Genomic DNA, 11,906 nt, shown 5'->3' on the forward strand with positions numbered 1-11,906 from the left:
CCGCAGGGAGCGCCCTTGAGGGGCCGGCCCGCCCCGGAAACAATCGGACTGCGCGGGACGCCCGTCCGCCCGCGCCTCCCCCTCCCCCCGGCTACTCCACCGCCCCCTCCCCACGCCGCCCCGCCTCCCTCCGCCGGGCACCCCAACCTGCCAACCTGCCAACCTGCCTCGCCGCCGCCGTAAATCGGAGCGCTGCCGAGTGCCACCCGGCTTACGATGCCCGCTGCGGACCCGGCAGGGCGTCCGCTGGAACGGGTGGAGGGGGAGGCGCCGCATGGACCACTCGAACGGCCCGCCGCCACAACAGCCGCAGCCGGTTTGGCTGGTGGCCGCGAACGTCGTGGCATGGCGCCGGTGCGGGGTGGGGGGCCAGGAGCTGCGCCCAGGGACGAAATGCTTCAAGGGCGGGGCGAAGGTCTACGTCGCTGACGCGTACTGGGGTCCTGGGGGTGATCGGATCACGGCCGTGGGCCGTGAGCGGCATACCGGGCGGTGGATCGTGATCGACACGGCGACGCGCCACTTGCACAGCTTCCGCCCGAAGCTCGTCCACACCCCGCGGGTCCTCGAGCGGCTGCGGGACGCCCGACGTGCACGCGGGTTCGTGTCGGAGGACTACGCAGCGGACGTCTCCGCGACGCTGGAGAAGTACGCGTCCCGAGACCGAGCCAGGCAGGCGCCGTACGCCCCTCACCCGGACCGATGCCTCTGCCACGCCTGCCTCACCGGTGAAGCCGGCTGAAGGCTGTTGTCCCGACGCTCACGCCGGCCACACCGGCCACACCGGTCACGACGCTGAGCCGCCCACCCCCGGCCGCGGCCCTCCGCCCCCGGCGCCCACCACCCCCGGCACCCCCGCCGGTGCCGGCCCCAGCGTGGTCGTGCCCGGGGCCGCGCGGTGGCCGAGGCCCGTGCGGTAGGCGTCCAGGGCGGCTTCCGTGCGGCCCGTGCGGCGGAAGAGGTCGCCCAGGAGGCGGCACAGGTCGGCGAGGTCGCCTCCGGCGCCGCTCCGCTCCAGCAGGGCGAGGGCCTGGACGTAGTGCCGTTCGGCGGCTTCGGTGTCGCCGCGCTCGTCGGCCATCAGGCCGAGGAGCCGGTGTGCCCCGGCCGCGTGCACGGCCCCGTGGCTGTCGCCCAGGTCCAGCAGCCCCGACAGCAGTTCGGCCGCCTCCGGGCCGCGGCCGAGCCGGCGCAGCACGTCCGCGAGTTCCACCTCCACCTGCGCCGTGTACAGCGCGGCCCGCCGGGCCGCCAGCATGTCCCGCGCCGTGCGCAGCTCCGCTTCCGCGGAGGCCAGGTCCCCGTTCTGGGAGTGCACGTACCCCCTCATCCAGTGGCAGTGCGCGAGGTCGGTCCGCAGCTGCAACTGCCGGTACACCGACTGCGCCTTCGCCAGTGAGGCGTCCGCTTCGGCTACCCGGCCCGACGCCAGGAAGGTGCGCGCCACCTGCCGGTGCATCCCCGCGACCAGCGCCGGGTCGTGGACCTGCGGCGCGAGCGCCAGGGCCGTCTCGGCGGCGTGCACAGCCCGCGCGTGCGCGCCCATGTCGGTGTACGGGCTGATGACCGCGGTGTAGAGCAGCACCAGCGCCTCCGGGTCGGCGAGCCCGCCCGCGGTGAGTTCGTCGATCGCCGTCTCCAGCAGGTAGCAGGCGTAGCGCAGCTCCCCGGCGAGCAGATGGGCGATGGCCCGCCCCCGCACCGCCCGCGCCTTCCGCGGCGGCGGTTCGTCGGCGAGGTGCTGCTCCGCCGCCTCGAAGTGCGCCGTCGCCGCGGCCAGGTCCCCGGCCTCCAAGGCGCATTCGCCGAGCCCGAGGAGCGCCTCCGCCCGCTCCGGGTCCAGGCCCAGCCGTTCGGCGTCGGCGAGCACCTCCCGGTAGAGGCCTGCCGCTTCGGAGGCGTCGCCGGTGGCCAGGGTGCGCTGGGCGTCGGTGAGGCGGAGCCGCAGTTCGGTCGCCAGGTGCGGGGGGCGCCCCGTGGACAGCTCCTCGTACGTCGTCCCGAGTCGCCCGGCGAGGAACCGCAGGGCGGCCTCGGAGGGCCGCACCTTCCCCGCCTCCAGGGTCGAGATGTACGCCGGGGTGTACGAGGGCTCGGCCAACGCCCGCTGGGTCAGCCCGCGTTCGGCGCGCAGCCGGGCCACCCGTCGGCCGATCGCGGCCGGTTCGTCCATGCCAACCCCCTGGTGGTTCCAACTCCCCAAGTATTCAGGGGAGGCGAGCCATTGCGCACGTCCTGTGCACCCCCTAATTTAAGCAGCCGGTTCAGCTCGCTTACTCCGCCGCTTAACAGCCTCGCCTTCTCATCCGGGGGATGACGTCATGAACAGAGCCGCCCGCAGGGCGCTGCGCGCCGTGGTCGCCGCAGCCGGTGCCACCGCACTGCTGCTGGCCGCCGGACCCGTCGGCGCGACGGCAGCGCCCCGGCCCGCCGACGGCGCCCCGCACGTGGAGGTCCCCGGCCCGGAGGACGGGACGGTCGCCGGCTCGGGCCACATCCGGGTGACCTCGCCGGGCAGGGCGGCGAGCGGGGCGCGCCTCTCGGACGCGGCCCGGGCCGCCGACGGCAAGGTGACGAAGGCCGTCGACAACGGCCCCACCGCCGACCGCCTCGACGTCGTCGTCGTCGGCGACGGCTACACCGCCGGCGAACTCGACCGCTTCCACAGCGACACGCAGGCCAAGTGGGCGGAGATCACGGCCGTCGAGCCGTACGCCACCTACCGCAACCTCTTCAACGTGTGGACCGTCGACGCCGTCTCCCACGACTCCGGCGTCACCGGCGACCCGGACCGGGACACCGTCCGCGACACGGCGCTCGGCTCCTACTTCTGGTGCGAGGACATCGAGCGCCTGCTCTGCATCGACGAGGAGAAGGTGGACTCGTACGTCGAGAAGGCCCCCGACGCCGACCTCGTCATCGTCCTCGCCAACAGCGCCAAGTACGGCGGCGCCGGCTACAACGAGCGCAGCGCCACCCTCGGCTACGAGGGCATCTCCACGGCCTCGGCGGGGAACGCCAAGTCCGGCCAGGTGGCCATCCACGAGACCGGCCACTCCCTCGGCAAGCTCGCCGACGAGTACTGGTACCCGGACACGCCCGGCTACGAGAAGTACGAGGGCCCCGAGCCCGCCGACTCCAACACCTCGACCCTGACCGCCGACCGGATGGCCGCCGCCCGCACCAAGTGGCACCGCTGGCTGGGCGAGCCGTCCCCGGACGGCGGCACCGTCGGCGCGTACGAGGGCGGCGGCTACTACGCGACCGGCCTGTTCCGGCCCACCGACAACTCGCTGATGCGGGTCCTCGGCAAGCCGTTCAACCTGCCCGGCACCGAGGCGATGATCGCCGGCTTCTACCAGCACGCGAAGCCCGCCACCGCCCTCACCTCCACCGACCGGGTGCTGCGCCTGCCGCAGCGGGCCAAGGTGTCCGTCCCCCGCCTGACCGGCGCGGACGGGCGGCAGCTCGACGTCCGCTGGTACCTCGACGGCCGCGAGCTGAAGCGGTTCGCCGGGCGCACGAACGTGGCCGTCGCCGAGCTGTGGCTCCTGGACCTGCGCACGCACCGGCTGTCGGTCACCGTCGAGGACCGCACCCCGGCGGTCAGGGACCCGAAGGCGGCTGAGTCCCTGCGCACGACCCTGACGTGGAAGGTCCGCCTCTAGCCCGCGGCCGCCCCCGCCGCATACGTCCAGAACGCCCGCATCGCCTCCGGGGCGGTGGGGCCGGTGAGGCGGACCTGGGTGAGGAGGATCGCCGCGGAGTTCCGGGACGGCGTCACATGGGCGGCCGTCCCGGTGCCGCCGACCCAGCCGTAGCGGCCGGGGACGTGCCACGGGTCGCGCGGCCGGACGTCCACGGAGCCGCCGAAGCCCCAGCCCTGCCCCTCCAGGAACGGTTCGGCGTCAGCCCGCTGGTCCGGCGTCAGCCAGTCCGTCGTCATCCGCTGGACGGACTCCGGCTGCAGCAGCCGGCCCCGCCCGCCGTCGAGGGCGCCGCCGGCGAGCAGCATGCGGGCGAACGCGTGCCAGTCGTCCGCCGTCGACACGAGCCCCCCTGCCCCGGACGGGAACGCCGGGTCGGTGCTCCACTGCCCGTGCGGGGCGTCGACGCATTCGAGCCCGCCGGCGCCGCCCTGCCGGTAGAGGGACGTGAAGCGGCCCAGGTCGGAGGCGGGCACCGAGAAGCCGGTGTCGGCCATGCCGAGGGGCTCGAAGATGCGTTCCTCCAGGAATGCGGGCAGTGCGGTTCCCGAGACGCGTGCGACGAGGACGCCCAGAATGTCGTACGAGGTGTTGTAGAGCCACGCCTCGCCCGGCTGGTGCAGCAGCGGGATCCGGGACAGCGCCTCCATCCAGGCGTCCGGTGCGGGCACCTGCTGCGGCTGCGGCGGGCCCTGCCCCAGCTCGGTGACGAGCGGCCGGACCGCGGGCAGATCGGTCCCGGCGGGGGAGAAGCCGATGCCGGCGCGGGACGTCATCAGGTCGAAGACGGTGATCTCCCGGTCGGCGGGGGCGACCTCGCGGACCGGGCCCTCCGGCGTGCGCACCACGACGGGGGAGGCCAGCTCCGGCAGCCACGGCGCGACGAGGTCGTCCAGGGCGAGCCGGCCGTCCTCGACGAGCATCAGCACGGCCGCCGCGGTGACGGGCTTCGTCAGCGACGCGATCCGGAAGAGGGAGTCGCGGACCATCGGCGCGCTGCCCTCGGCATCGGCGGAGCCGACCGCCTCGACCTCCAGCCGCCCGTCCCGGGACACCAGGCCCACCGCCCCCGGCAGCTCGCCGCGGTCGACGTACGGCTCCAGCAGCTCGCGCAGACCGCCCATCACTACCGCCTCTCGCAGGTGCGCCGTCGGGGGTCACCTGCCGCATCCTAGGGTTCCGGCCGCGGCGATCGCGGTTGCGACCGGGGGGTACGGCCTGCGGGTCCGCCGTGTGGGGGAAGGGGGCGGCCGGCCCCGCCCACCCCCCGATTTCCGCAGCCCACCCCGCTTCGGCAGGATGGTGCCATGACCGAGATCCGCACCCCCCGCCTCCTCCTGCGCCGCTGGAGCGACGACGACGTCGTCCCCCTGTCGGAGATCAACGCCGATCCGGCGGTGATGCACTGGACCGGCGACGGCTCGCCCCTCGACCCGGACGCCACCGCCGGGGAGGTCGAGCGGTGGGAGGAGGAGTGGGACGACGAGGGCTTCGGGCAGTTCGCGGTGGAGCTCCTCGCCTCCGGGGAGCTGATCGGCGCCGTCGGGCTGTCGGTGGTGGCCGACGACCTGCCGGGGCTCCCGTCCGACGTGGAGATCCGCTGGCGGCTGGGCCGCCAGTTCTGGGGCCAGGGCTACGCCTCCGAGGCGGCGCAGGCCGCGCTCGAGTTCGCCCTGCAGGACCGGGGCGTCGACCGGGTCGTCGCCGTCGTGCGGGTGGGCGACCACGCCTCGGCGAACGTGGCCGAGAAGCTCGGCATGGCCGCGGAGCGGGAGATCACGCACCCCGAGCAGGGCCACGCCCTCCAGGTGTACGCCATCGACCTGACCGAGTACGCGGCCTGACCGCTCAGGAGCAGGTGTCGAGCATCGTCCCCAGCATCCGCTTCTCGTCCTCGGTGGCCGTCAGCCCGTAGGCGGCCTTCACGGTCGTCCAGGCACGGCCGTACTGGCACCAGCTCGACCGGTCCGGCGGCTGCCAGCGGTCCGGCGCCTGGTCGCCCTTCGACCGGTTGGAGGCCGCCGACACGGCGAGCAGCTGGGGCCGCAGGAGGTCGTTGGCGAACGCCTTCCGCTTGGCGGCGTCCCAGGCGGCCGCGCCCGACCGCCATCCCTCGGCGAGCGGCACGATGTGGTCGATGTCCATCCCCGACGCCTCGGTGACGACGGCCCCGTCGTAGAGGCTGCGCCATGTCCCGGTGACGGCCCGGCATTCGGCGTCCCGGACCACGTCCTGCCCGTCGCGCTGGAGGACCGTCTCGCGGGTGTCGCACCTGTCGCCCTGCTCGGCCCAGTGCGTGAAACGGGACCGGCTGTATCCGGCCATCGTCCCCGGGGCCGCCACGGTAAGGGCGGCGAGCTGCGCCCGGGCCGTCTCGGCGTCCACCAGCCCCGGCAGGACGTCCCCGCGGGCCGGCTCGGCGCCGCCCGCGGGCGGCGCCGCGGACGATGCCGGCGGGGACGGCAGTGCACCGCCCCCGCCCGGAACCGGCACTCCGCTTCCGCCGCCGCCCCCGCTGCCGGCCGGGCTCCCGGCGCAGCCGGCCGCCACCGCCACGGCCAGCGCCGAGGCCGCCACCCGCACCCGGCGCAGACGTATCTGACGCCCCATGAATCCCCCCACGAACTCCCCCTGAAGCGGTTCCGCAACGCATCCCGTCCGGTCAAGGCTACCCAGACCCGGACAATCAACCGCCGCCGCCCGCACCCGAGACGGGCTGCGGCCGCCCCCATGCCCCACCCTGGCCCGGGCGTTGTCAGAGGGCCTCGCTAATGTCCCCGACATACCGCAGCTCAGGGGTGATTTTTCGCCTCTGGCCAATGCTGCGTGAAACCGGATCGGGCAGGCGGAGAGGCACGTACTGATGGCATGGCTGGCGGCGGGCGAGGGGTACGAAATCGCCCTGATCGACGGAAAGGTGGCGGCTCGGTCCACCACCGGGCGGGCTGCGGGACGGCAGTTGAAGTCCCTGCCCAAGGCCCTGCGCGAACACGCCGAGGTGGACCGGCTGCGCCGGCTCGCCGAATGGCTCGACCGGCACGAGGCGGCCTGCACCGCGCAGGTCGACGCATGGATGGTGTCGTCCCTGCCCGTACCGACCGCGCTCCTCGCGAGCGTCTGGCAGGACGAGGCCTGGCAGGGCGCGCTGCGCGACATGGCCGTCGTCGGCGACGACCCGGACGAGGTCGGCTTCCTCCGCGACGCCACCGCCTCCGGCGAGCTGAAGGTCGTCAACCTGGACGGCGAGACCATACGGCTCTCGCCGCGCACCGTCACCCTGCCGCACCCGGTGCTGCTGCCCGACCTGGACGACGTACGCGACTTCGCGGCCGAACTCGGCATCGTGCAGCGCGTCGAGCAGATCCACCGGGCCACCTGGCACAAGCCGGAGGGGCTGGAGGACAAGGCCACCGAGGTCCGCGACTACGCGGGCGGCGTCTTCCCCCACCGCTTCGGCCTCGCGGCCCGCGCCACCTCGCTGGGCTACCGGGTCTCCGGCGGCTACGCCACCTGCGCGGTCCGCGACTCCGGGCGCGGCGTGGAGGCGGCCGTCTGGATCGGTGAGCCCTACTACGACGCCGAGACCACGACGGGCGCACTGACCTGGCACGACGCGGAGGGCCGGACGGTCCGCCTGGCCGAGGTGGGCCCGGTCGCCTGGTCCGAGGGGATGCGCATGGCCGCGGCGCTCTACGCCGGCCGCAAGATCGAAGAGGGCAAGGACGCGCGATGACGACCACGACCACGACCACGACCGCCGCCACCGCCGCCGGGGCCGAGCAGCTCCTGAAGGCGGGGGCCGTCCTCCCGGTCGGCACCCCCGACGCCGGCCCGTCCGCCGTCGACCTGACCGCCCGCGCCTACCGCCACCCGGCCCTGCCCGAAGGCCGCGTCGTCGTCCGCCTCGCCGCCGCCGAACTGGGCCCCGCCGAGGACCTGGCCGCCGGCTTCCTCGGGCTCGTCCCCGACTCGGCCGAGCCGCCCGTCGTCGGCCTCGGCCAGCGCCAGGCCCTCGGCTTCCCCGAATGGGTCCTCGTCCACCACCCCGAGGACGGCCACCACGCCCTCGCCGTCGTCCCCGAACTCGACCGGGTCGCCCGCCAGGCCAAGAACAAGCCCAAGGCCGCCCTCGACGCCTGCCACGAACTGGCCGGCCGCCTCGCCGCCGCCGTGCCGCACTTCCTGCCCGTCTTCTACGAGCAGGCCGCGCGCCTCTTCCTCGCGGTCGAGAACACCACCTACGCCGCCCAGCTGTTCGGCCGCGCCCGCGATGCCGAGGCGCAGCACGGCCTCGCCGTCGACGAGGACCGCCTCGACGCGGTCTTCCTGGAGTTCGCCCTCGTCGGCGCCCTCCCCGTGAAGGTCCTCACCGGCTACGCCAAGGCGCTCTCCGTCCGCGTCGGCCCCGAGGAGGCCCACGCCCGCTTCGTGCGCCTGTGCGTGCGCCGCACCGCCGGCGGGCTGCCGCCGTCCGCGCAGGCCGCCACCGAGCTCCGCCGCCTCGCCCGCGCCGCCGGGATCACCGGCAACCGCGCCGAGCAGGACTACCTCGCCGAACTGCTCCCGCTGCCCGCCACCCTGCGCGCCGCGTACGGCTGGTGGAAGGCCCACCGCACCGCGCTCATCGCGCTCGCCCGGCGCGAGCCCGCCGTCCGCGGCACCCTGCTCGAACTGATGCCGCCCGGCGGCGACGGCGACCTCACCGACCTGTGGCTGGAGGTACTGGAGGAGTCCGGGGCGACCGCCGGCCTCGTCGACGCGGGCCTGCCCGCCGAAGAGCGCTGCACCGACGGCGCGTCCGGCTGGCTGGAGCGCTTCCACGCCGCCCGCCACAGCGGCTGGGGCAGCCGCCCCACCCTGCCCGCCCTCCTCGACCTGGTGGAGCGGGCCGCCGACCGGCTGCGCGCCGAAACGGCCGCGCCGGACCGCGAAACCGGGCTGAACATCGGCGTCCAGGACGTCGACCTCCTCGACCTCCTGCTGTCCCTCGGCATCCCCGTCGCCGACCCCGAGGAGGACGGCAAGAAGCAGCGCCGCCACCACCGGGACCGGAACATGAACCTCGCGGACTGGGCCGCCGGCAACGCCCGCCGCGACCTGGTCGCACTCGCCGCCGACCAGCGCTTCCGGCCCGCCTTCAAGCGCGCCGCGTACGGCTTCAACGAGGCGCGCACCGGGGGCGACGCCATGCGCCGGCTCGCCGCCGCGCCCGGCGGCCGCGCCATGCTGACCGAGTGGATGCAGGAGGTCGCCGCCCGCTCCACCGCCGCCGGCCTGCCCGGCCTGCCCGACGCCATCCAGCGCCTGTCCTGGCTGCCCGCCGAGGCCCTCGAACTGGCCCGCGACGGCGTGGCCGCCGCGGCCGCCGCCGACATGGGCGAGATCACCGCCCGCACCCTGCGCGGCGGCCTCTTCGAGGAGTTCTGCTGGCCGGCCTGGGAGACCGCCCTCGCCGAGCTGCAGCCCGCCGCCCGTGCCGCCCGGCACGGCAACTCGCTGACCGTCGTCGAGGCCTGGCCGTACCTGATCGTCGCCAACGAGCGGCAGGTCCACGTCCTCGACGCCGACTCCACCGTCCTCACCCACGACCTGCGCGCCCCCACCGGCAACGCCTACAGCCACGGCTTCCACTACGTCGACGGCGCCCTGCTCGTCTTCTGGTCCTCCTGGAACACCAACGAGGTCAAGGGCTACTGGCACACCGACCCCGCCACCGTCTTCACCGTCGGAGGCGGCCGCAACCACTGGTCGCTGCGCTCCACCGAGGTGAGCCTGCCCCTGCCCGGCGGCGGCCGCACCACCGGCGGCGGCGTCCTCCACGCCGGCGACACCGCCCTCCCGCCCGAGCGGTCCGTGCTGTGCGACGGCACCTCGTACTGGGTGTGGCAGCGCCGCGAGCAGGAGAACGGCGGCGGCTGGTGCGAGTACGACCCCGCCGACGGCGCCCGCGGCCGCTTCTCGCAGCCCGCGTTCCTCGCGGACGCCCTGCGCGGCCACCCCGCCGGCAGCACCCTGTCCGCCGGCGCCGCCTGGCTGCGCCCCGCGCCCGCCGTCGACGGCTCGGCCCTCGGCCCCGCCGTGGACGGCCTCCTCGGCTGGCACGCCGTACGCATCCCCGGCCAGGGCTGGTTCGGCCGCGACACCGCCGGCCGCAGCGTCCGCCTCCCCGAGGGGCGGGGCATGCCCCTCGCCGCGCTCGCCGTCCCCGGCGACGACCGGCCGCGCGGGCTCACGCAGAACTGGCGCGCACTGAGCATCACCGACCCCGACGGCGTCGTCACCACCGTCAGCAGCGGCGACCACCGCAGCGACGGCTTCTCCACCGGAGCCGTCCAGCTGCCGCCCCTGCCCTTCTGGTACGCGCTGCGCCCCCGCGACCCCGAGGGCTCGGCAGCCCTGCGCACCGCCGACGCCGGGACCGCCGCCGCGCTGTTGCAGGCCGTCGCCGCCGCCGAGAAGACCGAGGACCTGCCCGACCTGGTGCGGGCGGTGCTCCCGCAGGTCACCGACGCCAAGCTGATCGCCGGCATCATCGACGTGGCGCGGTTCGCCCTCAAGCAGCAGCGGGCGCTCGACGCGATCGCCGCCCGCCTCAACCCCGGCGAGGCCGCGCCCGCCCGGCCCGCCGAGACGGCGGGCCCCACGGACCAGCTCCTCGCAGGCGCACTGCGCGGCGTCATCGGCAGCGGCTACTACCACTGGAATGCCGACCAGGACGTGGCCTACCGCTTCCTGCACCGCCTCGCCGCGGCGGCCGCCGACACCGGCGCCGCCTCCGTACCGGGCCGCCTGCACTTCGACGCACCCGCCCTGGCCCACTCGGGCCTGCCGTTCACGGCGATGCTCGACCACCCCGCGGCAATCGCCTACCGGGCCGTCGGGCCCGCCGCGAACGACGCGCAGCGGGCGGCCCTCTGCGCCGTCCTCGCGCAGATCGACGCCCTCGGACTGGCCTCCGCCCAGGGGTCCGCCGACCGCTGGCGCCGCGTCCGCGTCCACCTCGACGACCGCCACCTCACCACCCCCGACGGCCGGGACCGCAACGTGTCGGCCCGCAGTGTGCTCCCGCTCGGCGGCGGAGCCGCCCTGGGCATCACCGAGGACACCGAATCCGTACCCGGCGGGCGCGAGTTCGGGGCCCTGCTGCACGACCCGTCCGGCCGGTTCGCCGTCCCCGGCCCGTACACGCTGCGCAGCGAATCCCCCCTCGGCGACCGCCACCGCGGCCCCGGCTGGCTGGCCGCCTTCCTCACCGAGGCCGCCGCCCGCGGGCCGGCACCGCTGCACCCGGAGGCCGCCGACGAGTTCGCCCGCCTCACCGGCGTCACCGCGACCGCCGCGCGGCTGCTGATCGCCGGCCTGCCGAACATCGACAGCTACGAGCACCACTTCCTGCCTGCCGAACTCCGCACCGCCCTCGGGATCAAGGCCGCCGACGCCAAGATCGCCCGCAACCAGCTGAAGGCCGTCCCCCTGGAGGTGCGGCGCGAGGTCGTCGCGGCGCTGCTGCCCGCCGACCCGGCGCGGCTGTGGACCGACGGCCCGGACACGGCCGCCGCCGCGGAGGTCTGGAACCGCCGCGTCGGCCGCCGCACCCCCGTCCCCGAGTGGCTGCTCGCCGAGGCGAACCGCGCCGTGCGGACCGCCGGAGCCGTGCACGACGCGCTGGGCGACGTCCTCAACCCCGGCGAGTCCGCCCTCCTCGGCACCGACACCGCGTGGAAGGTCAACCGCGACCGCGTCGAACCCTGCGAGCCGAACGTACCCGCCTTCACCTCGGCCGTGCTGACCACCACCCTCGGGCTGACCGCATGGCTCGCCCACCGGCTGCCCGCCGGCGACCCCATGCGGGCCGCACTGCCGCCCGCACTGACCGCCGTCCGCAACCGCCTCGCCGCCCCCGGCCTCCTCCTCGACCTCGGCTACTACGCCAACCTGCCCGACTTCCGCAAGGCGGCCGGCACCCCGACCGAGACAGGCGAGGGCTACGAGCGGTACGGCGCCGTCGTCATGGCCACCCACGACGACCGCCCGCGCCCCGCACTGCGCACCAGCCTCCTCGACTCCACCGGCTCCGACCCGTACCTGCCCGCCCTGCGCGGCGACGACCAGGCCGAGACCTCGGTCGAGGTGGCGCTGCGGTGCGTCCACGATCCGCGGTTCGCGGCGCTGCTCGCCGATCCGGGGGCCCCGGCGGCG

At 75.4% G+C, this 11,906-nt stretch carries 8 protein-coding genes; 5 read left to right on the forward strand and 3 right to left on the reverse strand.

The genetic code is table 11. The annotated features are described in order from the left end of the window. Positions 1-274: 274 nt before the first annotated feature. On the forward strand, positions 275-742 hold the full coding sequence (locus tag IE170_RS32155; RefSeq protein ID WP_189813018.1) for a hypothetical protein: 468 nt from the start codon (positions 275-277) through the stop codon (positions 740-742). Positions 743-787: 45 nt separating this feature from the next. Here the strand turns inward: IE170_RS32155 and IE170_RS32160 are convergent, their stop codons facing one another. Next, on the reverse strand, positions 788-2,173 hold the full coding sequence (locus IE170_RS32160) for a helix-turn-helix domain-containing protein (RefSeq protein ID WP_189813019.1): 1,386 nt from the start codon (positions 2,171-2,173) through the stop codon (positions 788-790). 148 nt (positions 2,174-2,321) lie between these two features. On the opposite strand from IE170_RS32160, the gene IE170_RS32165 reads away from it, so the two are divergent. Then, positions 2,322-3,668, forward strand: a complete 1,347-nt coding sequence (locus IE170_RS32165) for a M64 family metallopeptidase (protein WP_189813020.1) — start codon at positions 2,322-2,324, stop codon at positions 3,666-3,668. On the opposite strand, the gene IE170_RS32170 is transcribed toward IE170_RS32165, so the two are convergent. Continuing rightward, positions 3,665-4,831 carry a serine hydrolase domain-containing protein gene (locus tag IE170_RS32170; protein WP_189813021.1) on the reverse strand — a complete coding sequence of 389 codons (1,167 nt, stop codon included), beginning with the start codon at positions 4,829-4,831 and terminating at the stop codon, positions 3,665-3,667. The genes IE170_RS32165 and IE170_RS32170 overlap by 4 nt on opposite strands. 183 nt (positions 4,832-5,014) lie before the next feature. Here IE170_RS32170 and IE170_RS32175 point away from each other — a divergent pair, with 183 nt between their 5' ends. Beyond that, a complete protein-coding gene (locus IE170_RS32175; RefSeq protein ID WP_189813022.1) occupies positions 5,015-5,551 on the forward strand; it encodes a GNAT family N-acetyltransferase in 537 nt (178 codons plus the stop codon). 4 nt (positions 5,552-5,555) lie between these two features. Here the strand turns inward: IE170_RS32175 and IE170_RS32180 are convergent, their stop codons facing one another. Beyond that, a complete protein-coding gene (locus IE170_RS32180; RefSeq protein ID WP_223855766.1) occupies positions 5,556-6,317 on the reverse strand; it encodes an HNH endonuclease family protein in 762 nt (253 codons plus the stop codon). A 253-nt stretch (positions 6,318-6,570) separates the two neighbouring features. On the opposite strand from IE170_RS32180, the gene IE170_RS32185 reads away from it, so the two are divergent. Both IE170_RS32185 and IE170_RS32190 read left to right on the forward strand, forming a co-directional pair. Continuing rightward, on the forward strand, positions 6,571-7,440 hold the full coding sequence (locus IE170_RS32185; protein ID WP_189813023.1) for a DUF4132 domain-containing protein: 870 nt from the start codon (positions 6,571-6,573) through the stop codon (positions 7,438-7,440). After that, a partial coding sequence (locus IE170_RS32190) for a DNA-binding protein (protein ID WP_189813024.1) occupies positions 7,437-11,906 on the forward strand: 4,470 nt, incomplete at its 3' end. The genes IE170_RS32185 and IE170_RS32190, both read left to right, overlap by 4 nt.

This window comes from Streptomyces toxytricini, assembly GCF_014649915.1.
Taxonomy (GTDB): domain Bacteria; phylum Actinomycetota; class Actinomycetes; order Streptomycetales; family Streptomycetaceae; genus Streptomyces; species Streptomyces toxytricini.